This is a genomic window from Nocardioides alpinus, from assembly GCF_900112035.1.
Lineage (GTDB): Bacteria > Actinomycetota > Actinomycetes > Propionibacteriales > Nocardioidaceae > Nocardioides > Nocardioides alpinus.
On the sequence record NZ_FOKC01000001.1, the window covers coordinates 908,382 to 934,208 of the forward strand.

Annotated in this window: 26 protein-coding genes; 12 read left to right on the forward strand and 14 right to left on the reverse strand. The window is 71.9% G+C overall.

The window, feature by feature from the left end; all coding sequences use genetic code 11:
* Positions 1–112 precede the first annotated feature (112 nt).
* Together BM127_RS22125 and BM127_RS04385 are read left to right on the forward strand one after the other, a co-directional pair.
* Positions 113–256 carry a hypothetical protein gene (locus BM127_RS22125; protein WP_175507317.1) on the forward strand — a complete coding sequence of 48 codons (144 nt, stop codon included), beginning with the start codon at positions 113–115 and terminating at the stop codon, positions 254–256.
* 132 nt (positions 257–388) lie between these two features.
* Entirely contained in the window at positions 389–1,195 is an 807-nt protein-coding gene (locus BM127_RS04385) for an SGNH/GDSL hydrolase family protein (RefSeq protein ID WP_091194780.1), read from the forward strand.
* Positions 1,196–1,223: 28 nt separating this feature from the next.
* Here the strand turns inward: BM127_RS04385 and BM127_RS04390 are convergent, their stop codons facing one another.
* The 3 genes from BM127_RS04390 to hutH form a co-directional block, all read right to left on the reverse strand.
* Positions 1,224–1,802 carry a DinB family protein gene (locus tag BM127_RS04390; RefSeq protein ID WP_091194782.1) on the reverse strand — a complete coding sequence of 193 codons (579 nt, stop codon included), beginning with the start codon at positions 1,800–1,802 and terminating at the stop codon, positions 1,224–1,226.
* Positions 1,803–1,842: 40 nt separating this feature from the next.
* On the reverse strand, positions 1,843–3,642 hold the full coding sequence (hutU, locus tag BM127_RS04395) for a urocanate hydratase (protein WP_091194785.1): 1,800 nt from the start codon (positions 3,640–3,642) through the stop codon (positions 1,843–1,845).
* A 477-nt stretch (positions 3,643–4,119) separates the two neighbouring features.
* Positions 4,120–5,673: a histidine ammonia-lyase gene (gene hutH, locus BM127_RS04400; protein WP_091195496.1), complete on the reverse strand. Its 1,554-nt coding sequence runs from the start codon at positions 5,671–5,673 to the stop codon at positions 4,120–4,122.
* Positions 5,674–5,816: 143 nt separating this feature from the next.
* Between hutH and BM127_RS22500 the strand changes: the two genes are divergently transcribed.
* The 5 genes from BM127_RS22500 to BM127_RS04425 all read left to right on the forward strand — a co-directional run bounded on the left by BM127_RS22500 (position 5,817) and on the right by BM127_RS04425 (position 9,943).
* Positions 5,817–6,503, forward strand: a complete 687-nt coding sequence (locus BM127_RS22500) for a helix-turn-helix transcriptional regulator (RefSeq protein WP_231263076.1) — start codon at positions 5,817–5,819, stop codon at positions 6,501–6,503.
* 73 nt (positions 6,504–6,576) lie between these two features.
* A complete protein-coding gene (locus BM127_RS22130) occupies positions 6,577–7,836 on the forward strand; it encodes a vanadium-dependent haloperoxidase (RefSeq protein WP_091194787.1) in 1,260 nt (419 codons plus the stop codon).
* A gap of 95 nt (positions 7,837–7,931) precedes the next feature.
* Positions 7,932–8,354, forward strand: a complete 423-nt coding sequence (locus BM127_RS04415; RefSeq protein ID WP_091194790.1) for a hypothetical protein — start codon at positions 7,932–7,934, stop codon at positions 8,352–8,354.
* Positions 8,355–8,525: 171 nt separating this feature from the next.
* Positions 8,526–9,155, forward strand: a complete 630-nt coding sequence (locus tag BM127_RS04420; RefSeq protein WP_091194793.1) for a hypothetical protein — start codon at positions 8,526–8,528, stop codon at positions 9,153–9,155.
* A gap of 20 nt (positions 9,156–9,175) precedes the next feature.
* A complete protein-coding gene (locus BM127_RS04425) occupies positions 9,176–9,943 on the forward strand; it encodes an IclR family transcriptional regulator (RefSeq protein WP_091194796.1) in 768 nt (255 codons plus the stop codon).
* Here BM127_RS04425 and BM127_RS04430 read toward each other — a convergent pair.
* From BM127_RS04430 to BM127_RS04455, 6 genes are all read right to left on the reverse strand, one after another.
* Positions 9,915–10,442, reverse strand: a complete 528-nt coding sequence (locus BM127_RS04430) for a class F sortase (RefSeq protein WP_139227632.1) — start codon at positions 10,440–10,442, stop codon at positions 9,915–9,917. The genes BM127_RS04425 and BM127_RS04430 overlap by 29 nt on opposite strands.
* A gap of 64 nt (positions 10,443–10,506) precedes the next feature.
* Positions 10,507–11,478, reverse strand: coding sequence for an ADP-ribosylglycohydrolase family protein (locus BM127_RS04435; protein ID WP_091194801.1), 972 nt, complete (start codon positions 11,476–11,478; stop codon positions 10,507–10,509).
* 10 nt (positions 11,479–11,488) lie between these two features.
* Positions 11,489–11,974 (reverse strand): hypothetical protein, encoded by a 486-nt coding sequence (locus BM127_RS04440; RefSeq protein ID WP_091194803.1) that lies wholly within the window; start codon positions 11,972–11,974, stop codon positions 11,489–11,491.
* Positions 11,971–12,423: a hypothetical protein gene (locus BM127_RS04445; protein ID WP_091194806.1), complete on the reverse strand. Its 453-nt coding sequence runs from the start codon at positions 12,421–12,423 to the stop codon at positions 11,971–11,973. The genes BM127_RS04440 and BM127_RS04445 overlap by 4 nt, the downstream gene beginning before the upstream one ends.
* Complete coding sequence (locus BM127_RS04450; protein WP_091194809.1) at positions 12,420–14,051, reverse strand: putative T7SS-secreted protein; 1,632 nt, start codon at positions 14,049–14,051, stop codon at positions 12,420–12,422. The genes BM127_RS04445 and BM127_RS04450 overlap by 4 nt, the downstream gene beginning before the upstream one ends.
* A 1-nt stretch (position 14,052) precedes the next feature.
* On the reverse strand, positions 14,053–14,376 hold the full coding sequence (locus tag BM127_RS04455; protein WP_091194811.1) for a hypothetical protein: 324 nt from the start codon (positions 14,374–14,376) through the stop codon (positions 14,053–14,055).
* 122 nt (positions 14,377–14,498) lie between these two features.
* Here BM127_RS04455 and BM127_RS04460 point away from each other — a divergent pair, with 122 nt between their 5' ends.
* The 5 genes from BM127_RS04460 to BM127_RS04480 all read left to right on the forward strand — a co-directional run bounded on the left by BM127_RS04460 (position 14,499) and on the right by BM127_RS04480 (position 20,613).
* Positions 14,499–14,819, forward strand: coding sequence for a WXG100 family type VII secretion target (locus tag BM127_RS04460; protein WP_091194813.1), 321 nt, complete (start codon positions 14,499–14,501; stop codon positions 14,817–14,819).
* A complete protein-coding gene (locus BM127_RS04465; protein ID WP_091194815.1) occupies positions 14,816–15,115 on the forward strand; it encodes a WXG100 family type VII secretion target in 300 nt (99 codons plus the stop codon). The genes BM127_RS04460 and BM127_RS04465 overlap by 4 nt, the downstream gene beginning before the upstream one ends.
* Before the next feature lie 127 nt (positions 15,116–15,242).
* The gene (locus tag BM127_RS04470; protein WP_091194817.1) at positions 15,243–18,926 is read left to right on the forward strand and encodes a heterodisulfide reductase-related iron-sulfur binding cluster; all 3,684 of its coding nucleotides are present in this window, start codon (positions 15,243–15,245) and stop codon (positions 18,924–18,926) included.
* 184 nt (positions 18,927–19,110) lie between these two features.
* Positions 19,111–19,659, forward strand: a complete 549-nt coding sequence (locus BM127_RS04475; protein WP_091194820.1) for a toxin-antitoxin system HicB family antitoxin — start codon at positions 19,111–19,113, stop codon at positions 19,657–19,659.
* A 102-nt stretch (positions 19,660–19,761) separates the two neighbouring features.
* Positions 19,762–20,613 (forward strand): DUF4097 family beta strand repeat-containing protein, encoded by an 852-nt coding sequence (locus tag BM127_RS04480; protein ID WP_091194823.1) that lies wholly within the window; start codon positions 19,762–19,764, stop codon positions 20,611–20,613.
* A 178-nt stretch (positions 20,614–20,791) separates the two neighbouring features.
* Here BM127_RS04480 and BM127_RS04485 read toward each other — a convergent pair whose 3' ends face one another.
* Genes BM127_RS04485 through BM127_RS04505 form a run of 5 tightly spaced genes read right to left on the reverse strand, consistent with a single transcriptional unit; the run spans position 20,792 to position 25,713 of the window.
* Complete coding sequence (locus BM127_RS04485) at positions 20,792–21,730, reverse strand: siderophore-interacting protein (RefSeq protein WP_231263075.1); 939 nt, start codon at positions 21,728–21,730, stop codon at positions 20,792–20,794.
* A complete protein-coding gene (locus BM127_RS04490; RefSeq protein ID WP_091194827.1) occupies positions 21,727–22,560 on the reverse strand; it encodes an ABC transporter ATP-binding protein in 834 nt (277 codons plus the stop codon). The genes BM127_RS04485 and BM127_RS04490 overlap by 4 nt, the downstream gene beginning before the upstream one ends.
* Positions 22,557–23,633: a FecCD family ABC transporter permease gene (locus tag BM127_RS04495; RefSeq protein WP_231263074.1), complete on the reverse strand. Its 1,077-nt coding sequence runs from the start codon at positions 23,631–23,633 to the stop codon at positions 22,557–22,559. The genes BM127_RS04490 and BM127_RS04495 overlap by 4 nt, the downstream gene beginning before the upstream one ends.
* Positions 23,630–24,664: a FecCD family ABC transporter permease gene (locus BM127_RS04500; protein ID WP_091194831.1), complete on the reverse strand. Its 1,035-nt coding sequence runs from the start codon at positions 24,662–24,664 to the stop codon at positions 23,630–23,632. Before BM127_RS04500 ends, BM127_RS04495 begins: the two co-directional genes overlap by 4 nt.
* A complete protein-coding gene (locus tag BM127_RS04505; protein WP_091194834.1) occupies positions 24,664–25,713 on the reverse strand; it encodes an iron-siderophore ABC transporter substrate-binding protein in 1,050 nt (349 codons plus the stop codon). The genes BM127_RS04500 and BM127_RS04505 overlap by 1 nt, the downstream gene beginning before the upstream one ends.
* Positions 25,714–25,827 lie beyond the last annotated feature (114 nt).

The following is a 25,827-nucleotide window of genomic DNA, read 5'->3' on the forward strand; positions in this document are numbered from 1 at the left end:
AGCGCCACCGGGCGTCCCACCCCTAGGGGCGCACCCGACTTTCCATTTGGCGACACCACCGGCAGAGTGACCCGGCCGTCCACGGTGGACGGCCATCTAGGAGGCGTACACCATGATTGTCCTCGGACTGATCCTTCTCATCCTCGGGCTCCTGCTGCCCCAGAGCATCCTGACCACGATCGGCCTGATCCTCATCGTCGTCGGCCTCGTGCTCAACTTCGTCCCGATCGGCGGCAGCAGCCGCCGCGTCTGGTAGCAGCAACGGCACACGCCACACCTGTTCGACAGGCCCCGGAGACCGCATGGTCTCCGGGGCCTGAGCACGCCCGCGACAAGTCTGCGGCCGCTCTCTCTGGTCGGCGAGGCGCCGTCTTCGTACGGTCGGGGGATGACCCCACGTCCCCTGTCACTGATCGGCTCGCTCCTCGCGACCGCTGCGATCGTCACAACCGGCCTCGCCGGTCCCGCCCCCGCCGCCAGCACGACGCACGTGCTCGACGGCCTCGGCGACTCGTACGCCTCGGGCTACGGCGTCGCGCCGTCCTTCACCACGCCGTGCGGCAGGGCCGACTCCGCACCCGCCCCGGCGATCGACGGCCGGATGCGGCTGGCCCTCGACGACTTCGTGGCCTGCGCCGGCGCGAGGACCACCGACCTCGTCCCCCAGGGACAGATCGCTGCACTCGGCTCCGACACCGACGTCGTGACCCTGTCGATCGGCGGCAACGACATCGGGTGGTCGCAGGCCGTCGGCGCCTGCCTCGCCGGCAGCGACGCCCAGTGCACCGGAGCCCTTGCCCAGACACGCGCCCGGATCACCACCCAGCTGCCGGGACTGCTTGACAGCGCGTACGACCAGGTCGACGCGGCTGCCCCCGCTGCGGCGGTGTACGTCACCGGCTACCCGCGCCTCTTCTCCTCGGCGTACGGCGCGGTGCTCGGCGCCTCGCCGATCGAGCAGGACGCCCTCAACGAGGGCGCCGACCTGCTCAACGCGACGATCCGGACGGCGGCCGAGGCCCACGGCTACACGTTCGTGGACCTCACGAAGCGCTTCGCCGACCACGGCGTCAACGCCCCCGAACCGTGGCTCATCTGGCCGACCAGCCCGGGGTCGTTCCACCCCAACGAGCCCGGCTACGAGGCCTACGCCGCCGCGGTGACCGCTGCGATCCGGCCGTCGGCCCTGCGCTGAGCCCAGGGCCGCGGCATGGTGCCGACAGTCAGCCCACGGCCCGGGCGGCCGCCTCGATCTCCGCTCTCCGCTGCGCCCAGAAGGCCGCGTCGTGCCCGTCTGCGGCCATCGCCTCCGCGTCGGTGCCCACCGCCCCGTCGAGCTCCTCGCGCAGGACGTCGGCGTGCCCGGCGTGCCGGCTGGTCTCGGCCAGAAGGTGGACGAGGACGTTGAACAACGGCACCTCGGCGTCGCCCCACCAGGCCACCCGGCCCGTGGAGTCGAGGTCGAGCGCGGCGATGGTCGCGTCGCTGTGCGCCCACACGCGGCGGTAGCGGTCGGTGACGTCCGAGCGCGACTCGTGCTCGCTCGCCCACATGTCGGCGAGCCGGTCGGTCTCGACGTCCCAGCGCGGCAACGGCTCGGGGAAGGGACGGTCGAAGACCTCGCCGAGATATCGGGCCTCCCAGGTCGCGAGGTGCTTGACCAGGCCGAGCAGGTTGGTCCCGGTGACGGTCATCGGACGCCGTACGTCGTACTCCGACAGGCCCTCGAGCTTGGCGAGCACCGCCTCGCGCTCGTGCATGAGGTAGGTGTGGAGGTTGGCCTTGGCGGCGTCGGCGTCCATGGCCACCACCCTGCCACCGCCACCGCTGTGGACCGTGGCGTCAGTCCCGCATCGGGATCCTCACGCCGCGCTCGTCGGCCACCTCGATGGCGCGGTCGTAGCCCGCGTCGACGTGGCGGATCACCCCCATGCCGGGGTCGTTGGTGAGCACGCGCTCGATCTTCTCCGCGGCCAGCGCGGTGCCGTCGGCGACGGTGACCTGGCCCGCGTGGAGCGAGCGGCCGATGCCGACTCCGCCGCCGTGGTGGAAGGAGACCCACGTGGCACCGGACGCGGTGTTGACGAGCGCGTTGAGGATCGCCCAGTCGGCGATCGCGTCGGAGCCGTCGAGCATCGCCTCGGTCTCGCGGTAGGGCGAGGCGACAGAGCCGCAGTCGAGGTGGTCGCGGCCGATCACGATCGGCGCCTTCAGCTCACCGCTCGCCACCATCTCGTTGAACTTCGCGCCCGCCTTCGCGCGGTCGCCGTAGCCCAGCCAGCAGATCCGTGCCGGCAGGCCCTGGAACTGCACGCGCTCACGAGCCATGTCGATCCACGCGTGCAGTCGGGCGTACTCCGGCTTCTCGTCCGCCGGGAAGAGCTCCTTGATGGCACGGTCGGTGGCGTAGATGTCCTCGGGGTCACCCGACAGCGCGGCCCAGCGGAAGGGGCCCTTGCCCTCGCAGAAGAGCGGCCGGATGTAGGCCGGGACGAATCCGGGGAACTCGAAGGCCCGGTCGTAGCCGCCCTTGCGGGCCTCGTCGCGGATCGAGTTGCCGTAGTCGAAGACCTCGGCGCCGGCGTCCTGGAACTCCACCATCGCGCGCACGTGCCGCGCCATCGACTCCTGGCTGCGCTTGGTGAAGCCGCGGGGATCCTCGGTGCGCTCGCGCTCCCAGTCGTCGTACGCCGTCCCGGCGGGCAGGTAGAACAGCGGGTCGTGCGCCGACGTCTGGTCGGTGACGATGTCGACCAGCGGCCCGCCGCCCTCGTCCGCGCGCGCGAGGTGGCGCTCGAGCAGCTCGGGAAGGAGGTCGGCGGCGTTGCCGAGGACGCCGATCGACAGTCCACGACGCGCGTCGCGGGCCTCCAACGCCAGCTCGATCGCATGGTCGAGGTCACGGGCCTGCACATCGAGGTAGCGGGTCTCGAGACGGCGGTCGATGCGGTGCTGGTCGCACTCGATGCAGATCGCCACACCGTCGTTCATCGTGACGGCGAGCGGTTGCGCGCCGCCCATCCCGCCGAGGCCGGCGGTGACGGTGATGGTGCCGGCGAGGGTCCCGTCGAAGCGGAGGTCTGCAATCGCGGCAAAGGTCTCGAAGGTGCCCTGCAGGATCCCCTGCGTGCCGATGTAGATCCACGACCCGGCCGTCATCTGGCCGTACATCGTCAGCCCGAGGTCCTCGAGCCGGCGGAACTCCTCCCAGTCGGCCCAGTCGCCGACGAGGTTGGAGTTGGCGATCAGCACGCGCGGCGCCCACGCGTGGGTGCGCATGATGCCGACGGGCTTGCCGGACTGCACGAGCAGCGTCTCGTCGTCCTCGAGGTCGCGCAGGGAGCGGACGATGGCGTCGTACGCCTCCCAGCTGCGCGCCGCCTTGCCGGTGCCGCCGTAGACGACGAGGTCCTCGGGGCGCTCGGCGTTGTCGGGGTCGAGGTTGTTCATCAGCATCCGCAGCGGCGCCTCGGTCTGCCACGACTTCGCGGTCAGCTCGGTGCCGTGGGCGGCACGGATGGGCAGCCGGGGGTTGTCGGCGGCCGCTGGTTGCCCTTCGACACGGCGCTGGCGCGCCTGCTCAGGACCCGCAGGTCGCGCAGCGACCGTGTCGAAACCCAGGTTCGTAGCGTCAGTCGTCATGCCCTCATGAAAGCGCCGCAGCGTCGGCGACCGAAAGAGGGCGACCCGGATCGAAGTCTGAGATCCGAGACTGCGCCCCGCAAGCGGTCAGCGACCCCGGTTCCGGGCCCGAGCCCAGGCCTGCGCAGAGCTCATGAGCTCGGCCCGGGTGATGTAGGAGTCAGCCGGTCGCAGATAGGGACGCAGCTGGCTCACGCCGTTGGAGCACAGGGCATCGTTGTGCCAGTTGCGGTCCATCGTCGGAGACCACCGGCACGTCCACAGGGGAGCCGCCGAAGGCGCCACGGCGGAACGCAGAGTTCCAGCTCCCGGCGACGCCTGGGCCGAGGGTGCGACCCCGGCCGCGGCCAGGGTGCCCACCAGGACGAACCCGCACATGATCCTTCTCATAGGACGCAACGTAGCGGCGGCAGCGAGCCGCGTCTCCCGAACGGCCCAGGCTGCACCTGAACCGGACGGGCGAGCTACGTCGTGGCCTCAGGCCAGCGGGCCGACCACACCTTCCGCCGCGGCGAGGACCGCGCCGGACTGGACGAGGCCGACCGCGGCCTCGATCTCGGGCGAGAGGTGGCGGTCGGGGCCGGGGCCCTGGATGCCGGAGTCGCGCAGGAGCGCGACCACGGCGGCGGTGGCGGGCGACGGCGTGAGGGGCGCGCGCAGGTCGAGCGCGCGGGCCGCGGTGAGCACCTCGACCGCGACGACACGCGACAGCCCGTCGATGCTGCGGCGCAGCTTGCGCGCGGCGCCCCAGCCCATCGACACGTGGTCCTCCTGCATGGCGCTGGAGGGGATCGAGTCGACGGACGCCGGGACGGCGAGCCGCTTGAGCTCGGAGACGATCGCGGCCTGGGTGTACTGCGCGATCATGTGGCCGCTGTCCACGCCGGGGTCGTCGGCGAGGAAGGGCGGCAGCCCGTGGTTGCGCGCCTTGTCGAGGAAGCGGTCCGTACGCCGCTCGCTGATCGACGCGACGTCGGCGGCGACGATCGCCAGGAAGTCGAGGACGTAGGCCACCGGTGCACCGTGGAAGTTGCCGTTGGACTCCACCGTCCCACTGCCGTCAGGGTTGGCGAGCACGACCGGGTTGTCGATCGCGCTCGCGAGCTCGTGGCCGGCCACGGTCGCCGCGTGCTCGACGGTGTCGCGAGCCGCGCCGTGCACCTGCGGCGAGCACCGCAGCGAGTAGGCGTCCTGGACGCGGTTGCAGTCCCCTGTCCGGTGCGACGCGACGATCGCGGAGCCCGCCATCATCGCCGTGAGGTTCGCCGCGGACAGCGCCTGGCCGGGGTGCGGGCGGATGGCCTGCAGCGCGGGGGCGAACACCCGGTCCGTGCCGAGCTGGCCCTCGACACTCATGGCCGCAGCGATGTCGGCGGTGCGCAGCAGCATCCGCAGGTCGGTGATGGCCATGACCAGCATGCCGAGCATGCCGTCGGTGCCGTTGATCAGCGCCAGGCCCTCCTTGGCGACCAGCTCGACCGGCTCGAGTCCGGCCGCGGCCAGGGCGTCGGCGGCGGGCATCAGCACGCCGGCCCCGTCACGTACGTCGCCCTCCCCCATCAGCGCGAGCGCACAGTGGGACAGGGGTGCGAGGTCCCCGGAGCAGCCGAGCGAGCCGTACTCCCGCACGACCGGCGTGATCCCGTGCGTCAGGAGCGAGGCCATCAGCTGCGCAGTCTGCCGTCGTACGCCGGTGCGACCCGTCGCGAGCGTCGAGAGACGCAGCAGCATGAGGGCCCGGACGACCTCGCGCTCGACCTCCGGGCCGGAGCCGGCGGCGTGCGAACGCACCAGCGAGCGCTGGAGCTGGGCGCGCATCTCGGTCGGGATGTGCCGGGTGGCAAGGGCACCGAACCCCGTGCTGACGCCGTACGTCGGCGTCTCGGCCGCGGCCAGCGTCTCGATGACGCCGCGGGCGTGGTCGATCGCGCCGAGCGCCTCGTCGGTCAGCTCGACGTGGGCGCCCGCGCGGGCGACATGGACAAGGTCCTCGAACGAGACGGGGCCGACCCCGACCTGGATGGTCTGCATGTCGCCCATCCAACGCCTGCGGCGCGGGGGCGACCACCCCGTCCGAAGGCGTACTGTCTCGGATCCCAGACCGCTGCGTCGGTCTGGACCAGGGTGCGGGGCGTGCGCAGCACGCCTACCGTCGAGGTGACGGAGGAGGCACTGTGCCCGATCTCGTGCTGACCGAACGCGAACAGTCGTGCCTGCGTGCCCTGATGGCCCTCGAGCCGACACCGGGCGCGCTCCCCGCGCCGCACGTCCTCGCCCTCGTCGACCGCCTCATCCCCTGCGACGAGATCGACGTCCACATCGCTGACTCGACGGGCTGCGTGCTGGAGGCCGTCTCCCTTCCGCACGTCCCCTGGGGCTCGTTCGACCCGCAGGCGTGCGATGGACCGCTGCCGCTGGGCATCGTGCACCAGAGTCGCGATCCCGACCACCAGGACCTGCTCCGGTCCGTCGGCGTGGCCGACGGCGTGGTCATCGGGTTCCGCAACGGCAAGGACCACGTCTCCCAGCTCTCGCTGGATCGGCACAGGAGCACCTTCACGGACCGCGACCTGGCGATGCTCCGGATGATCAGCCCCGCACTCCAGCGACTGATGCGCAGCCACCAGACGTGCGCCCTCCCCTCCTCGCTCACGCTGACGGAACGGCGCGTGCTGCAGCTCGTCGCCACCGGCCGGTCGAACTCCGACATCGCCGAGGACCTCTACGTCTCGGTCGCCACCGTGCGCAAGCACCTCGAGCACGCCTACCGGAAGCTGGGCGTGCACAACCGGATGGCGGCCGTGGTCGCGTTCCGCGGCGGCCCCACGAGCGCGGTCGACCAGGTGGAGGAATACGCCTGAAAGCGAATTCCGCCCGAGCGCGCGGATCGCTTCACTCGGAAGCGAGACCACCCCTGCTCCGAGAAGCACCCTCATGACGTCGCTCCGTCGCATCCTCCTGACCCTGGGCTCCGGCCTCCTCGTGGCCCCGCTGCTCGTCGCCGCGGCGGACGCCACGGCGTCCGCGCCCACCCACCGCGCCGCACCTGCCGTCGCCCACCCGGCGAACGACCACGTCAAGGCCGCGGAGGCGGCGGTCCAGTGGCAGCGCATCGCGGTGCGCACCATCTGGACCGAGACCGTGCCGATGCCGGCGCCTCCCGTCGGTTCGATGTACCTGTCGTTCACCTCTCTCGCGGTGCACGACGCCGCTCGCGAGGCCCAGCGCCAGGGCCGGGTCGCTGCCACCGCCGCAGTCGCGACGGCCGCCCACGACGTGCTGCACGAGTACTTCCCCGGCTCCCGGGCCAACCTCGACGCCGACCTCGCGGCCATGATGGCGCGCATCCCTGACGGGAGGAAGGCGGACGCCGGTGCCGCGATCGGCGCCGCGGCTGCGGACGCGATGATCGCCTCCCGGGTGGGCGACGGGCGCTTCAACACCGCGATCGTCTACCAGAAGGCGGCCGCACCGGGTGTCTGGCAGCCCCCGGCAACGGGCATGGCCCTCGCGTGGCTCGGCTTCCTCAAGCCGGTCGTCGACGTCGCCCCGGTCGCCCTCGACGGCCCCGACCCCTTGGGCAGCGCCGCGTACGCCGCGGACTACCGAGAGGTGGCCGCGGTCGGGTCGACCACCTCGACGACGCGTACGGCCGACCAGACCGCGATCTCGCAGTTCTTCGCGGGTTCGACGATCAGCGCCGCCTACCGTCTCGCCGTCTGCGACGTGCTGGACGGTGCACCGTTGGGGCTGCTGCCCACCACCCGCATGTTCGCCCGCATCGACGCCGCCGTGGTGACGAGCTTCATCCAGACGTTCCGGCTGAAGTACGACCTCGGCTTCTGGCGACCTGTCCAGGCGATCGCAGCGGCCGACACCGACGGCAACGCGGGGACGGTCCCGGAGACCGGGTGGGTGCCACTCATCCCCAACCCCGCGTACTCCGACTACACCAGCGGGCACGCCGCGGCGACGTCGCCGTTCGCCGAGGTGGTGCGCGAGACCCTGGGCGACGCCACCCCGCTCGTCCTGCGGGTCGGGAGCCAGTCCCGCAGCTACGCGACGCTCACGGCACTCGAGCACGATGCGCTCAACGCCCGGATCTGGGGTGGCCTGCACTTCCGCGACGCCATGGATGACGGCTACCTCCTCGGACACACGACGGCACAGCGGGTGATGTGGTCGATCCGCTGAGCCCCGCCTCTTGGGGGGTGCACCGCGACAGGCCGCTCCGGCACCGTGCAGGGGAAAGGTGACCCGTCCGAGGTCGCCGGAGCAGGAGGAACGCTGTGGAAACGACCGAGTGGATCATCGTCCTGGTCGTCGTGCTGGTCGTGGCGGCGATCGCCGCGTGGCTGGTGACCCAGCAGCGCAGGAAGAAGCAGCACGAGCACGCCGAGCACCTGCGGCACGAGGCGCACGAGCACGCAGCGGCGATCCCGGAGACGCAGAACCGCGCGAAGGAGGCCGAGGCGCAGGCCGAGGTGGCCCGGCTCGAGGCGGAGCGGGCCGCGCAGCAGGCGCAGGAGGCGAAGGTGGCGGCCACGCAGCAGCAGGCCGTCCACGAGGACCGGCTGCGCACCGCGGACGCGGTGGACCCGCGCGTCGACACGTCGTCCGACGACTACGCACCGGGCGCCGGCACCGATCACCCGCACCTCGACGCCGACGGCACCCGCACCGACGGCACTGGCGAGACGCACCGCGCCTGAGGCGTCACGCCTGCGGTTCGCTCGGCTGACACCCCGAGCCTCGGCAGAGATCGTGGAGCTCCCGTGCTCGATACTGACTCGGGAGCTCCACGATCTGCTGTCACCTCTGGACACGGCCACCGCTGCTGCGAGACTGACCCCCTCCCCCTGTTGTCGTGAAGAAGGAATGTCGTGACCACGTTCATCGTCATCGCAGTCATCGTCCTGGTCGTGCTCGCCGTGGCGGCGTACGTGATCCGCCAGAAGAACCGCGAGTCCAACATCGCGCGCGCCGAGCAGCTGCGCACCCAGGCCGCCGCCGAGGCGCAGTCCACCCTTCCGCCCGCCCAGGACCGGGCCGCGGAGGCGGAGGCGAGGGCCGAGGAGGCACGCGTCGCCGCCGAGCGCGCGCGGGCCGAGGCCGAGGAGGCGCGCGTCGCCGCCTCGCAGGCGGAGGCGGCGCACGAGAGCCAGGTGCGGGCGGCCGACCGGTTGGACCCGCGCGTGGACCACAAGGCCGACGACTACGCGCCGCAGGTCGGCGGCACCGTCGACCAGCAGCCCACCCCGCCCTCGGAGGCGAACCTCACGCCGGAGCCGACGACCACGGAGCCGACCGCCACCGAGCAGGCTCCCGCGGAGCCGACGTCCACCGAGCCGACCGCCACCGAGCCGACCGCCACCGAGCCGACCGCCACCGAGCAGCCGGAGTCCGGCACGCCGCTCCTCCCCCGCCGCACCCCCGGCGCCAACGAGATGCCGGGCAAGCCGATGGAGAGCGACGGCACCAACGGCGGCTGGTTCACCCGCAAGGACACCTGAGCCGTGCCACGATCTGACGCGTGAGCCAGGTCCCCGCAGCAACCCGCGCCCTGCGGGTCCTGCGGTTCCTGGCCACCCAGGCCGACCCGGTCCCGCTCGACCGGATCGTGCGCGCGTGCGAGCTACCGCGCAGCACGGCCTACCACCTGCTCAACACGATGATCGACGAGGGTTTCGTCGTGCACCTGCCCGACGAGCACCGCTACGGCCTGGGGGTCGCGGCGTTCGAGGTCGGCAGCGGCTTCACGCGCCAGGAGCCGCTGGCCCGCCTGGCCCGGCGCCCGCTGGCCGAGCTCGTCGACCGCACCGGCCACGGCGCCCACCTCGCGGTGCTCCACGGCCGCGACGTGCTCTACGTCATCGAGGAGCGCGCGCCCGGACGACCGCCGCTCGTCACCGACGTCGGCGTACGCCTCCCCGCGCACCTGACCGCGTCGGGACGCGCGATCCTCGCTGCACTGCCGGCGAGCCAGGTCCGGGCGCTCTATCCCGACCGGGACGCGTTCGTCGATCGCCACGGCCAGGGGCCGGCGTCGCCGAGTGCACTGCGCGTGCTGCTCTCCGAGACCCGGCAGCGGGGACACGCGACGGAGGACGGCGAGGTGACGCCGGGGCTGCGGAGCGTCGCGGCAGCGGTGCTCGACCACAACGCGCACCCGGTGGCGGGGGTGGCGGTGACGTTCCCCAGCGACGCCGTCGCCGACGTCACCTCGATCGCATCGGCGGTCGCTGCGACGGCGCAGCGGCTGACGCGACGGGTCAGCGGCGGGGCAGCAGCTCCGCGTTGACGACGATGCGGGTGCGGTAGACCCCGGTGAGGTCGTTGCGGTCGCCGCACGTGATGAGCACGAGCCGCGCCCTGCCCCGCTCGGAGAAGAGCCTCGAGACCTGCCGCGGCGACATCCCCGTCACCCGGCGCACCCGCACCACCCGGAAACGGGACGTGCCGACGACGACGCGGTGGCCGACCTTCAGGGAGCCGAGGCGGTCGAACACCCCCGGTCCCTTCGACCAGGTGTGGCCGGCCAGCACGGCGCTTCCCGCCTGCCCGGGGCGTACGCCGTCGCGCCAGCGGTAGACGTCGCGGACGCTGCGCCCGATCGCGAGCTGTCCGCGGCGGGTCACCCCGACCGGGATGATCCCCGCGTCGACCCCGATCACCGGGATGGCGAGCCGTCCGGGGGCGGCACCGGCCGTCCGTGCGTCGACCTCCGCCGGACGTGCGTCGGCCGGCGCCGCCATCGCGACGGCCGCCGTCACCAGGAGGACCACCAGCCATCGACGCACACCTGAGGCTACGTCTGCGCGGCCTCGCCACGCAGCCCATCGCGGGACACGTCGGTCGGCCACGTCACCGACGCTCGACCACCCGACGCGCGAGGTCGCGCAGTCCGTCGGCGCGCAGGCCGGGCCAGCCGTGCACGTCGGCGAGCCACGACTCGGGCACGGACGCGGCGCCCCAGCAGGCTCCCAGGAGGGCACCCGCGATCGCGGCGACAGTGTCGGTGTCGTCACCGGCGTGCACAGCGGAGGTCAGCGAGGCGACGAGCGGCGTGCCCTCGGCGGCCGGGTGGCGGACGGCGGACCACGCGGCCTGGAAAGCGCGGACCACGTAGCCGTTGGGGGCGAACGCTGCCGGTGGCTGCGTGTCCGCCTCGGCCACCCACGCGGCCCACTGGTCCCGGCGCTCGGCGGGGAGCTCGACGACGAGGTCCGCGAGGTCGGGCATCGCGCCCTCCACCACGCCGAAGCGGACCGCGTGGCACCACAGCACGCACGCGTCGCCGGCCACGGGGTCCGGGTGGGTGAGGTCGGAGACGTCCCGGGCGTGCAGCGTGAGGGAGGCGGGGTCGTCGAGGAAGGCGAGCGCTACCGGCGCCGTACGCATCAGCGACCCGTTGCCCGCCGTCTTCCCGGTGCGGCGGTGGAGCTCGTGGCCTGCCGCAAGGGCGCGGCCGGCCGACCCCGGCGTACCCCTCCCTGCAGCAACGCTGCGCAGGATCGCGCGGGTCTGCATGCCGACGTCGGAGGCTCCGCCCTCGAGCCACTCGACCCAGCCGTCGACGATGTCGTCCAGCGCGGTCCCGTCGGTCAGCCCGCGCGCCGCAGCCACCCGGGCGATGACGACCGCCATCTGCGTGTCGTCGCTCCACTCGCCGGGGTCGTAGGGGCCGAGGCCCCCGCCGATCATCCGCGGGGCCTCCGACGCGCCCAGTGGCGCCGAGCCGAACTCGTAGGGCACGCCCAGGGCGTCGCCGCAGGCAGCGCCCAGCAGGACACCCTCCACGCGGTCGAGCACGGCCGCGTCGAGCTGCGTCGTCACGAGGGTCGGGTCACGCGATGTCGCCGACGAACTTGCCGGGGTGCGACGGCGGGACCGGATCGCGCAGCTCGGCCTCCGCGAGCGCGCGGCCGATCTCCTCCTGCAGCGCGGCGAAGTCCACCGCCTCCCGCTCGCCCTCGGCGTCGGGGTCGAACTCCTCGACGACCGTCACGCCGAGGTCCTTGAAGCGGACCCGGGTGACGAGGGTGAGGACGGTGCCGGGGAGGAACACGACCTCGTGCTCGTGGCGCGCGGCCGAGAACTGCTCGATCCCGCGACCCTTGCGGCTGAGGATCGCGTAGACCGCTTCGGTGCTGAAGTTGTCCGTCGCGACCCGCGGATCGCGCGACGCCGAGACGAGCGCCTCCGTGACGTGGGCCCGACCCGGCCAGCGCTCGTGGCTGCGCTCCTCGCACCCGCGGAAGACCACGCCCTCGTGGGGCGGCAGCTGCTCCAGGGTCGAGAGCAGCGTCTCCAGGTCCGAGGTCCGGGTCACGGCTGTCCCTCCATGTTGGTCTGCAGGGTCCACTCCTGCGCGTCAGGAGCACCCTCGACGCGCCGCGCCCGGACGGCAACCTCCAGGGTCTCGACCCGCACCCGGCCGTTGTCCTTGGGTGCCCAGCTCTGCCCGTCGGCGCGCGTGCACGCCCACACGGTCCGGTCGAGCTCGACCAGCAGCTCGTCCTGGCCGCGAGCCGTACGTACTCCTCCGAGGGTGCCCTCGACCTGCGTCCCCTCGGCGGTGCGGACCAGGACCCGATCTCCGGCCCGCGTGTGGAACTCGTAGGCGACGACGTCCCAGTGCGGGTAGTCGTCGCGCTTGACCCGGCTGATCTCGGGCTTGGGCCTGTCGGCGTTGGCGGCGAGCCCCTCTGCCCAGTCACGGGCCGCCCAGGCGCCGATCTCCTCCGGGCTCATGTCGTCCAGGTCCTTGCGACCACTCACGGGATCTCCCTCACCACCAGCTGACGGATGCCGTCAGGCCCCACCGTATTGCTCAGCACCTCGAACTCGGTGCCACCTCGGAACAGGATCTCAGCCTCCGACCTCGCGGCGGAGAACGGGCCGACGTTGCTGCCCGAGTGGCCCTCGATGGTGATCCGGGTCGGGTTGTCCCGGCCGGGGTTCATGAAGCCCTCGGCGACGTCCTGCCGGGTGGAGCTGCTGGTGAACGCGCCGTCGGACAGGTTGCCGCCGTTGTTGATCCGGTCGACGACCGAGTCGGGCAGGTTGGTGCCGCGATAGGTGGTGCCCTCGTGGTCGGGCAGCTGGTCGAGTCCGCGGTTGGTCGCGTCGATGCGGCTCTGCACCGCGGGGTCGATGGGGCCGTCGCCGCGCATCGCGTTGTTCATCGTGTCGTAGCCGTTGTCGGTGGTGTAGTCCCAGATGCCGCGGATGCCGTCCCGGTCGAGCTCGGGGTGGGCCTGACCGACCTCGTCGAGCCACGGCTCGAGGGCGGGGTCGTCGAGCATGCGGTTGGTGCCCTGCGGAGCCGCCGTGACGTCGTCGTACCTGGTGAGGTCGGCGAGGTTGTCGAGCTTGTTGAGGTCGGACAGGTTGTCGAGCTTGTTGAGGTCCGAGAGGTTGTCCAGCTTGCTGAGGTCGGAGAGGTTGTCCAGCTTGCTGAGGTCGGAGAGCCCGTCGAGGACGTCCATCGTGCCCTTCGCGCCCCGGGTGGCGAGCGCGCCGGTGCCGGCCGTCGCGACGGCCGCGATCGCGTCGGGCACCAGGTGGCCGATCGCGCGGGCCGGGTCGTCGGCCCAGGTGTCCCAGTCGAGCAGGCTCTTCCCGAGCTCCTTGCCGAAGCCGACCGGGTCGGTCGTGAGACCGGTGTAGATGCCGTTCGCCATGTCCCACGCGCTCTCGGCGGAGAGCTCGTACTTCTTCATCAGCTCCTCGGGCGTGATGTCGCCCGTGGCCAGCTTGTAGGCGTCGATCACCATGTTGACCGGGCTGAACGGCACCATGGTGAGCAGGTCCCACACCGCCTCGCCGGCGCCCTCGAGGATGCCGCCGACGAACTTCAGCCCGGACTCCAGCCAGTTGGGCTCCTCCGGTGCATCGGCGCAGCCCGCCCTGACCTGGCCGGCACACACGTGGGCGGCGTTGTCGAGGTCGGCCTTCGCCGCGTTGAGCTCCTCGAGCGCGCCCTGCTGGATCGGGCTGCCCCAGTCCACGAAGGGCTCGGCCTGGTCGGTGCCGCCGGTGCTCCAGTAGGAGCGCATCCGGTCCATGTAGGAGCCGTACTGGGTGCGTGCGCTCTCCGACTCGCGCTCGCCCCGGGCGTACTCCTCGCGAGCCCAGTCGGCGCGGGACTGCGCGCCCTCCAGCTCACCGGCGTACGTCGTCAGACCCGCTGCAGCCTTCTTGAAGCCGTTGCCGGACTTGTACCAGCGCTCGGGCTCGAGGTCGTGGGCCTCGCGGAACTCGTCGGCGGCCCGGCCGGTCCAGCCCGACACGTCGATCTTGGACAACGCGTCGCCGGTGTCGTAGAAGAGCTGGCCCTTCTGCTCCATCGTGACGGCCCTGGACCGGATGTTGCCCGGGTTGCCCTCGATCTCGAAGTCCGGCACGTCACATCACCTTGATCGCGGCGATGGTGCCCTTGAGGGCCGCGAGCGACTCGTAGCCCGCCTTGTCGGTCTCGAAGTAGTTCATCGCGATCTTGCCCACCCTGCCGGCCATCTCCTCGACGTCCTGGCAGAGGTTGTTGACGCCTTCCTCCCAGCGCCCCTTGAACTCGTCGAGCGCATCCCAGACGACGTCGCTGCCGACATCACCCTTGGACGGCACCAGGTCCTCGACGTCCTTGTCCTTGAAGAGCTGCAGCGTCTCGTTGAGCCCCTGGGCGGCCTTGCCCATGCTCTGGAGGTCGACTTCGTAGTCGTAGGACGGCATGGCAGGTGAGTTCCCCGGACCGGTGTGGCTCAAACCCGGCCGAAGTCGGGCAGCCCGGTGCGTGTGAAGGCGTCCCCTCCGGGGTAGGGAGCCGTCGACGCACCCGAGGAGAGGAGGCGGCCGTGGCCGTCGGACTTGTCTACGCCGAGATGCAGGCAGCCGCCCAGGCCGCCGCCGACGCGGTCGCGCCCCTGCAGGAGACACTGCGCGAGCTCGGCGCCACCATCGAGACCGAGGCGGGCCAGGGCTTCAAGGGCCAGGCCGCCGCCGGCTTCGGCGAGGCGATCAACGAGTGGTTCAACGTCGCGGTGACGCTCGGCCCGATCCTCGAGGGCTACTCCCAGAGCCTGATGTACGTCGCCCAGGAGCACGCCACCAACGACGTCGAGCAGGCCACCCGGGCCGGACAGCTCGCCGACCGCCTCGGCGGTGGTCCCCGATGAGCGAGCGCGGCCTGGTCGTGCACCAGGGTGCCCTCTCCACCATGGAGACGGCGCTCGCCGACGCCACGACCGCCCTCACCACCCAGGTCGACGACCTGTTGGAGCAGGTCGAGAGCCTGACGCCCGGCTGGGACGAGACCAGCGAGTCCCACATGGCCCACCTCGAGCACCAGCAGAAGCTGCGCGACGGGATCGAGAAGCTGACCGAGGCCCTCGACCAGGTGAGGTCCAAGCTCGCGACCTACCGCGAGGACGCCCGGGAGATCGAGGTCGAGAACGTCGCGATCGTGAACTGATCCGCACCACCCCGACGGGTGAAGTTACCTGCCGGTAGGATTCTTCTCACTCGCCGGAGCCCTGCCGTCGGCACGCATGGCGGTCATATGCTCCGGCTCAGTACGCCCGACTGAGGAGCACGCCTACATGCAGATCTTCGCGATCGTCGTCTCGTTCGCACTGACCGTCGCCGCCGTGGCCATGCTGGTCCCGGCCGTACGGCGGATGCTGGGCGTGATCCGCGCGGGCCAGCCGGCCCCGGGTCGCACCGAGAACCCCGGCGGACGCGCCGTGACGATGCTCAAGGAGACGTTCCTCCACACCCGGATGCTCCAGTGGCACTGGGTCGGCATCATGCACTGGTTCGTCTACGCGGCGTTCCTCTTCCTCAGCACGGCGGTGCTGGCGGCGTACTTCCAGCTCTTCTCGCCCTCCTTCGCGTGGCCGCTCATCGGCCACTGGTATCCCTACGAGTGGTTCAGCGAGCTCATCGGCCTGCTGAGCACCGTGGGCATCGTCTTCCTGATCGTCTACCGCCAGAGGCACCACCCGCGGTCCGAGGGTCGGCGCAGCCGCTTCTTCGGCTCCAACTTCTGGCAGGCGTACTTCGTGGAGGCGCTCGCGCTGCTCGAGGGCGCAGCGATCCTGTTCGTGCGCGCCGCGGAGTGGAAGCTCGACGAGGACGCCGGTCGCTCCCACTACCCGATCTCGTCGTGGATCGGCGACGCGTTCTACTCCAACGACACCGTCACGCTCGAGAACACCATCTACTTCATCGCGATGTTCAAGATCGCGCTCGCGATGATCTGGCTGATGGTGATCGCCCGCAACATCACCATGGGCATCGCCTGGCACCGCTTCACCGCCTGGTTCAACATCTACTTCAAGCGCGAGTCCGACGGCAGCACGGCCCTCGGCGCGATGAAGCCGCTGACCTCCGGCGGGATGGCGATCACCCTCGACGACATCGACGACCTCGACGAGGACTCGGTGCTCGGCGTCGGCGTGGTCGAGGACTTCTCCTGGAAGGGCATCCTCGACTTCACGACGTGCACGGAGTGCGGCCGCTGCCAGTCGCAGTGCCCGGCCTGGAACACCGAGAAGCCGCTGTCGCCCAAGCTCCTGATCACCGCCCTGCGCGACCACGCGTACGCCAAGGCCGACGGCGACGAGGCGCACGCGGAGCGGACCCTGGTCGGGGTCGGCTCCAAGGGCGAGAGCGCCGGCTCCGGCACCGACGTGCTCGACTACTTCTACAACCCCGAGGACGCGGCATTCGTCATCGACGAGGACGTGCTGTGGAACTGCACCTCGTGCGGCGCCTGCGTCCAGCAGTGCCCCGTCGACATCGAGCACGTCGACCACATCATGGACATGCGTCGCCACCAGGTGCTGGTGGAGTCCAACTTCCCGGCCGAGCTCAACCAGCTCTTCAAGGGCCTGGAGAACAAGGGCAACCCGTGGAACATGTCGTCGACCGCGCGGATGGACTGGGCCAAGGGCCTCGACTTCGACGTCCCGGTCGTCGGTGAGGACCTGGAGTCCCTCGAGTCGGTCGACTGGCTGTTCTGGGTCGGGTGCGCCGGGGCGTACGAGGACCGCGCGAAGAAGACCACCCGCGCCGTCGCCGAGCTGCTCAACATCGCCGGCATCTCCTTCGGGGTCCTCGGCAACGGCGAGACCTGCACCGGTGACCCGGCGCGCCGTGCGGGCAACGAGTTCGTCTTCCAGGGCCTCGCGATGCAGAACGTCGAGACCTTCAAGGAGTACAAGGTCAAGAAGGTCGTCTCGACCTGCGCGCACTGCTTCAACACGCTCAAGAACGAGTACAAGGACTTCGGTGTCGAGCTCGAGGTCGTGCACCACACCCAGCTGCTCAACCGGCTCGTGCGCGAGGGCAAGCTGACCCCCGTCAAGGACGGCGCGGGCGCCGCGAAGCGCTCGATCACCTACCACGACCCCTGCTACCTCGGGCGCCACAACGAGGTCTACTCGCCGCCGCGCGAGCTGCTCCAGGTGCTGCCCGGCGCCGAGGTCATCGAGATGGAGCGCAACTCCGAGCGGTCCTTCTGCTGCGGCGCCGGCGGCGCGCGCATGTGGATGGAGGAGAACCTCGGCGAGCGGATCAACCTCAACCGCACCAAGGAGGCCGTCGGCACCGGCGCCGACCAGATCGCCGTCGGGTGCCCCTTCTGCCGCGTGATGCTCTCCGACGGACTCACCGCCCAGCAGGCCAAGGGTGAGGCGCGCGAGGAGGTCGAGGTCCTCGACGTCGCGCAGATGCTGCTCGCGTCGGTGAAGGGCGAGCAGGCCACCAAGGCCGCTCCCAGCTCCGCCCCCGCTGCCGCGCCGGCCGCGGCCGGCGCCGCTGCCGTCACGGACGTGGCCACCAAGGACGAGCCCGAGGCCGGGGACGTCACGGTCACCGAGGACACCGTCACCGAGACCGCCGACGCAGGTCCGCTCGCCAAGGCGTCGGGAGGGTCCTCGCTCTTCGACACCCCGGCCCCCGAGCCGGCTGCCGAGAAGCCCGCCGAGAAGCCCGCCGCGGCGGCCGCTGCCGGCGGATCGCTCTTCGACACGCCTGCCCCGGAGCCTGTGGCGGCCGCGGAGCCGGCCGCGGAGAAGCCTGCGTCCCAGCCTGCCTCCCAGCCTGCGTCCGAGCCCGCCGACAAGGCCCCCGCTGCATCCGCTGCCTCGACCGACCTGGGTGGCGGCGGATCGCTCTTCGACCTCGGTACGCCGGAGCCGGCGCCAGCCCCCGAAGCGCCTGCTGCCGAGGCTCCCGCCACCGGCGGTGACCAGGCAACAGGATCGACCGACGAGAAGGTGGCCGCGGCACCGCCCGCCCCGAGCGGCGGTGGGTCGCTGTTCGACATCGCTGCCCCGGAGCCCACCGCGCCGAAGGCGGCCGCTCCTGCTGCCGCGCCCCCTGCCCAGTCCGAGCCCAAGTCGGAGCTGGAGCCGACGAGTGACGATGCGGTCGCTCCGGCGACCGAGACGTCACACGTCCCGGAGCCCGAGGCCCAGCCCGCAGCCAGCGCCACCACGTCGACGCCGACCACCGACGCCGACCTGTCGAGCCTCGGCTCGTTGTTCGACCTCGAGGCGCCTGCCACCGAGGCGGCTCCGGCCGCTGCTGCGCCCGAGCCGGAGGTCGCCTCCGAGCCGGAGCCTGCACCGGAACCCGCGCCCGCCCCGAGCGGTGGTCCAGCCACCGAACCGACCGTCGAGAAGGTGGCTGACGCACCGCCCGTCAGCGGTACGACGTCCAGCCCGGCAACCGACGTCGACCTGGCGAGCGTCGGCTCCCTGTTCGACATTCCCGCCCCTGAGGTCGCGGCGACCAGCACTCCCCCCGCGCCCCCGGCGACGGTGGAGAGTCCTGAGCCCGAGGTCGAGCCGGAGCCGGAGCCCGCGTCGAACGGTGGTCCAGCCACCGAAGCGACCGATGAGAAGGTGGCTGCCGCACCGCCGACAGCGGAGCCCGCAGCTGCGACGCCCAGCGCCCCGCCGAGCGGGGCCGCCCTGAGCCAGGCGGCGCTGTTCGCCGACCCGGACGACGCGACCGAGGCTCCCGACGCACCCGAGGCGGCCGAGTCGGGCGGCCCGGCCGAGGGCAAGGACGAGGACCCGGACACGATCCTCGACTCCGACGACCCGGCCGAGGCCCCGGCGCCGGAGTCCGCCACCGAGCCGGAGACCGAGACGGAGAAGGTGTCGGCCCCCGAGGAGAGGCCGGCCGCGAAGGCGACGAGCACGGACACACCCGGGCACACCCCGCGTACGGACGTCGACATCAGCGGCACGGGCTCCCTCTTCGACCTCTGAGGGCGCGTCCGCCAGTCCTCTCGGTGCGGTTCTCGGCCGTTGCAACCGCCGAGAACCTCGGCAACCACCGGGTACCCGGTGGTTGCGGGCAAGGGGTGGTGATGTCACTCCACCGCCAAAATGACATCATCCGATGTCATCAGACCGTTGACTTGGACGTCACGGTGATGTCAGAGTGGTGCGCATGGACATCACCCCCTACGTCGACTCCCTCCGCCGCGACCTGGTCGCCGCGGCGGAGGCCGGCAGCGACGAGCTGAAGCAGGCGGCCGAGCGGCTGACGTATGCGCTGGACCCCAGCGCCCGCCTGGCGCTCATGGAGGCCATCTCCCACGCCGCGGCCGAGATCACCGCCGAGCTCCCCGAGGGCAGCGTCGACGTCCGCCTGGTCGGTCGCGAGCTCGACTTCGTGGTCGAGATCGCCCCGCCGAGCGCCCTGCCGGCCCCGCCCCCGCCGCCGGCGCCGCCGGTGCCCGAGGAGGACGACGGCGACCTGGCCCGCATCACCCTGCGCATCCCCGAGGCCGTCAAGGCCCGCGCCGAGGAGAAGGCGGCCGCCGCCGGTCAGAGCCTCAACACCTGGATGGTCGGTGTGGTGCGCAGCGCCACCAACGAGCACGCGATCAACGTCGACATCGACCTGAGCAGCGTCCCGTTCGTCGGCTACGACCCCTTCGCCGCCAACCGCAGGAAGGGGCAGGGCAACAACCGCCGGATGACCGGCTGGCTCTGACCTCCTGACCCGATCCGGCCGGCACAGGACCGGCCACGCACCGCCCCAGCGGACCGGGCTGCCGGTCCGGTAGACGAGCACACCCTCAGACCGGAGACCCCGATGAGCAACCACCTGGACCGCACCTTCGACAGCCCCGAACCGGTCGACCTCTACGTCGAGAACGGCCGCGGCCTCGTCAGCGTGACCGCGAGCAGCGTCACCGAGACGACCATCCAGATCACCGGCGACCGCGCCGACGAGTACGACGTACGCGACCTGCGAGACGGCCACGGTCCGCACCGGATCGCGATCATCGCGCCGAAGCGCGACGGAGGCTTCTTCGGCAAGGACCCACGCGCCGAGATCGTCATCGAGGTCCCTGTCACCAGTGCCCTCACCGCCAAGGTCGGCAGCAGCGACGTCGTGACCCACGGCCGCTTCGACGACACCCGCATCGACACCGGCTCGGGCGACGTCACCCTCGACGTCGTCGACGGCGACACGATCGTGCAGTCGGGGTCGGGCGACATCGTCGCCGAGCACTTCTCGGGCGACGCCCGGATCAAGTGTGGCTCGGGCGATGTCCGCGTCAACCGCGCCGACTCCGACCTCCTCGTCACGACCGGCAGCGGCGACGTACGCGTCGGCGGGGCCACCGGCGGCGAGCTGGCCGTCAAGACCGGGTCGGGCGACATTCAGGTCGGGATGCTGCAGGCAGACCTGGTCTTCACGACCGGGTCGGGAGACCTCGTGATCGGCGAGGCCGCGTCCGGGCAGGTGACCGCCCGGACCGCCAGCGGCGACATCCGCATCGGCGTACGCCCCGGCACCCCGGTGTGGACCGACGTCCGCACCGCGAGCGGCCGCCTCGCCTCCACCCTGCCCGCCACCGGGGAGCCCGAGCCCGGCCAGCCCTACCTCGAGGTACGTGCCACCACGGCCTCGGGCGACGTCACCCTCCACCAGAGCTGAACACAACCCCCCACGAATCCGAGGAGCACCACCATGTACGAGTCGTTCACCGACATCGAGCTCATCGCCCGCCACCGCATCGCCGAGCGCGTGCGCCTGTCCCCCCGCCACCCCAGGCGCCGCTGAACCACCGCCCCCGAGGGACAGCCGCAGGTCAGGACTCCGGTCAGGACTCCGGTCAGGACTTCATGGCCACGCCGCGGCGCCAGTAGCCCATGAACGCCACCCGGCTCCGGTCGAAGCCGAGCTCGTTGACCAGGTGCCGACGCAGGCCCGTCACCACCTTCGACTCACCGGCGATCCACGCATACGTGCCCTCGGAGCCGGTGATCTCGCCGGCCACCTGCTCACCGGAGGAGGAGTAGAACGGCGTCTCCCACAGGTCGGGGTCCACCTCGTCGGGCGCCACCTCGACCTGAGCCCCCGGGATCCCGAGGTGGGCCACCACTGCATCGTGCAGCCCGACACCGAGCTCGTCACCCTCGCGGGCCAGCCAGACGACGTCGACACCGGCAGGACGGCGTACGTCCTGGATGTCGCCGGCGACCGGAACCTCGACGAACGCCGTGCCGCGGGCGTCGTCCGGCAGCTGCTCGAGGACCGTGAGGATCGCCGGCACCGCCGTCTCGTCGCCCACGAGAAGCAGGTCCGCGCCGGGAGCCGGGGTGAACTCGATCCCGCCGTAGGGGAAGCCGCGGCGGGGTGCGAGCAGCACGATCCGGTCGCCCGGGGCCGCTCGCGAGGCCCACGTGGACCCCGGTCCGACGAGGTCGCCCTCGAGGTGCAGCACCATGTCCACCACGAAGGTCGTCCGGGCACCGGAGCCACGGACGTCGCGGATCGTGTACGTCCGCATGTGGCCGCGCTCGGTGGCCGGGCGCTCGAGCCAGGTCGCCCACCAGGACTCGTCGGCGCCCTCGGTCGACGTCATGCCGCCGGTCTCGGGGTCGGGGAAGATCAGCTTGATGCGCTGGTCGTAGCGCGGCCCGTCGACACCGAAGTCGGCCAGCGCGGGCCCACCGAGCTCGACGCGGACGAACGTCGGGGTGAGCCGCTCGACCGAGACCACCTCGACGTCGGCGAGCAGCATGGGCAGGGCGGATGCGGTCACGGTCATCGGTCCTCCTGGAGCAGTTGGTGCCGTCGGCCCACGGGGACCACCAGCGGGGTGTGCGAGACGGGGTCGTCGATCACGCGGTTGTCGAGGCCGAAGACCGTACGGACGACGTCCTCGGTGACGACCTCGCGCGGCGTGCCCTCGGCCACGATCCGGCCGGTGTGCAGCGCGACGAGGTGGTCGGCGTAGCGGGCGGAGAGGTTGAGGTCGTGCAGCACCATCACGATCGTCGTGCCGCGGCGCTCGTTGAGCTCGGCGAGCAGGTCGAGCATCTCGACCTGGTGCGCGACGTCGAGGTAGGTGGTCGGCTCGTCGAGCAGCAGCAGGTCGGTGCCCTGCGCGAGCGCCATCGCGATCCACACGCGCTGGCGCTGGCCGCCGGACAGCTCGTCGACCACGCGGTCGGCGAGACCGAGGGTGTCGGTGAGGGCGAGGGCCTCGGCGACCGCCTGCTCGTCCTCACTCGTCCAGCGACCGAAGGCGCCGTGGTGGGGATGACGACCACGACCGACGAGGTCGACGACGGTGACGCCTTCCGGGGCGACGGGGTTCTGCGGGAGGAGGCCGAGGGTGCGGGCGACCTGCTTGGTCGGCATCCGGTGGATCGCCTCGCCGTCGAGGAGCACCGACCCCGAACGCGGCTTGAGCAACCGCGCCAGGCCGCGCAACAGCGTCGACTTCCCGCAGGCGTTGGCGCCGACGATGACGGTGACCTTCCCGTGCGGCACCTGCAGGTCGAGATCGCGTACGACGGCGGTGTCGGTGTAGCCGAGCGTCAGGGCGCTCGCCTCGAGCCGGGCCGTACGGGGATCGGTAGCGGTGGCGGTCATGCCGCCCTCCTTCCACGGTGTCCGTTGAGGGGGCCGCGGGCAAGCAGCCAGAGCAGGAACGGCGCACCGAAGGCGCCGGTGACGACGCCCACGGGCAGGTTGAGGTCGGCGAAGGCGTAGGCCCCGGCGTAGTCGCCGACGAGGACGATCACCGCGCCGACGAGACCGGCGGCGAGCAGCGTCGTACGTCCGCGGTTGAGGGCGCGCGCGATCGGGCCGGCCAAGAAGGCGACGAACGCGACGGGGCCGGCCGCGGCCACCCCGACAGCGACGAGGAGGGTGCCGAGCAGCATCAGCAGGTCGGTCCGGCCGGTGCCGACGCCCAGTCCGCGCGCGGTGTCGTCGCCGAGCTCGGTGACCCTGAGGGACCGTGCCGCCCAGGCCGTGGCGGGCAGGAGCACGGCGAGCACGGCGGCGAGGACGCCGATGGTCGACCAGGCGACGCCGTTGACGCTCCCCGTCAGCCAGCGCAGCACCAGCTGGACGTCCCACTCGTCGACGCGGGTGAAGACGTACTGGATCACCGACTGCATGGCGGCGGCAAGCCCGATGCCGGCGAGGATCAACCGGAACCCGCCGTGGTCGCCGGCGATCGAGCGGACGGCGAGGGCGACGGCGAGCGCACCGCCGACCGCGGCGAGCGAGACCGACCAGCCGGTCCAACCGGCCAGCGCGACCGCGGACACCGCCGCGGCGCTCGCGCCGAGGCTCACGCCGACGATGTCGGGGCTGGCGAGCGGGTTGCGGAGCGTGGTCTGGAAGATCGCGCCGCCGATGCCGAAGGCGATGCCGACGAGCACGGCGAGCACCGCGCGCGGCAGCTTGGACTCCATCACGATGTAGGTCGCGCCGGGGATCTGCTCGCCGCCGAGGATGCGGAAGAAGTCAGGGATGGTGACGGTGTAGTCGCCGAGCAGCACGCGGGCGGCGAAGGCGGCGACCACGGCGAGGACGAGCCCGGCGACGAGCCGGCGGTGGTGCCGGATCGGCGCCCGACGGGCCCGGCGTACGACGTCCCCGGCCTCGCGGGCGGCGGGCTCGGTCGCGGAGCGCCGGTCGAGGATCTGCGTCACAGGGCCCTCCCGGTGCGGCGGACCAGGACGATGAAGACCGGCACACCCACGGCGGCGGCCATGATCCCGACCTGCACCTCCGAGGGCGGCAGGACGATGCGCCCGATCGTGTCGGCGACGACGATCAGTGCGGCACCGCCGAGCATCGAGAAGGGCAGCACGCGGGCGTAGTCGGGCCCGACGAGGGTGCGTACGACGTGGGGCACGACGAGGCCGACGAAGGCGATCGGGCCGGCCAGGGCGGTCGCGGTCCCGGCGAGCAGCACGATGGCGAGCGCGATGACGAGGCGGTCACGCGTCGTACGACGTCCCAGGCCGCGAGCCAGGTCCTCGCCGAGCGCGAGGGTGTTGAGGAGTCGCGCGCCGGCGAGGGCAAGCACTGCGCCGACGACGAGGAACGGCAGACCGGCGAGCAGCACGTCGAAGCCGCGCCCGCCGATCGTGCCGACCTGCCAGAAGCGGAAGGACTCCATGGTCTTGCGGTCGGCGAGCAGGAGGCCGGTGGTCCAGCTCGCGAGGCCGGCGCTGAGCGCGGCGCCGGTGATGGCCAGCTTCATCGGGGTCGCACCGTCACGGCCGAGCGAGGCGATGGCGTGGACCAGCAGGGCGGCCGCGGCCGCCCCGACGAAGGCCAGTGGCAGGAACTGGCCCATGGCACTGGCACCGAAGACCGTCATCCCGATGACCATCGCGAAGGTCGCGCCCGCGTTGACGCCGAGGATGCCCGGGTCGGCCAGCGGGTTGCGGGTCAACCCCTGCATGAGTGCACCGGCCAGGCCGAGGGCCGCGCCGACCGCGAAGCCGAGCATCGTGCGCTCGAAGCGCACCTCGACGATCGGGTGCAGCGGGTGGGTGGAGTCCCAGACGGCCTCGACCGGCACCCACCGCGCGCCGACGAGCAGCGAGAGGACGCCCGCACCGACCAGCACCGCGATGGCGATCGCGGCGCTGGTCGGCGTTGCGAACCGGCTCCTCGAGCCTCCCCCCAGGGGGCGCGAGGTGTCCGGCCGCGTCTGGACGAGGGCTGCCATCAGGCGCGTTCGATGGCCTTCACGACCTCGGGCAGGAAGTCGCTGACGATGACCGGGATCGACAGCGGCGTCGGGTTGGTCGACGCCATGGCGTTCTGCTTGTCGGTCTCGGCATACCAGTGGCCACCGGCGATCGCCGGGATCTTGCCGAGCAGCTTGTCGCTCGAGATCGTCTCGACCGCGTCCGGGGAGTCGACCCAGGTGACGAAGACGTCGGAGTCGAGGTCGGCGGCCCGCTCGGCCGACACCATGCCGTAGAACTCGCCGGGCTTGATCGCCTCGGCCACGGCCGGGGCGTCGACCATGCCGAAGTCGCGCAGGATCGCGACCCGCGGGTCCTCGGGGGCGTACATGCCGATCGTCGACAGGTCGGTCGCGGCGAGGTAGCCATAGATCAGCTCGGCGCCCTGGAGCTCGGGGTTGTCGGCCTTGGCCTGCTCGATGGTGGCCTCGGTGTCGGCGGCGACCTCGTCGGCGATCGCCGTACGGCCCAGCGCCTGGCCGACCATCTCGAGCGAGGTCTGCCAGTCGGTGGTCCACGGCGCCTCGGGATAGGCGACGACCGGCGCGATCTTCGAGAGCTTGGCGTACTCCGCCTCGGTGATGCCGGAATTGGTCGCGAGGATCAGGTCGGGGGCGAGCTCGGCCACCTCGTCGATCGGGGCGCCGTCCGCGTCGTCGTAGCGCACGGGCGCCTCGGCGCCGGCCTCCTCGACGGCAGCGTCGAACCAGTCGGTCGAGCCGCCGTCGTTGCCGCCCCAGGTGATCTTGGTGGCACCGACCGGCACCACGCCGAGCGCGAGGGCGTGGTCGTGGTCGGTCCAGCCGAGGGTCGCCACGCGCGTGGGCTCGGACTCGATGGTCGTCTCACCGAGGGCGTGCTCGATGGTGACCGGGAAAGCGTCGGCGTCGGCCGTCGTGGTGGCCGTCGGCTCGGCGGCCGAGTCGGTGGTGCTGGTGGACCCGGTGCTGCAGCCGGCGAGGGCGGCGACCAGGAGGGTGGCCGCAGCCAGCTTGATACCGGTGGGCGCGGCGAGGGTTCGGTTCATCAGAACTCCGTGGACAGAGGGTGGTGAGGGTGACCTAACTTAGGAAAGCCTAACCACACTTGTCCGGATTAACGCAACGAGGGTGTGCGTTAATCCGCGATACGGACGCCGGAG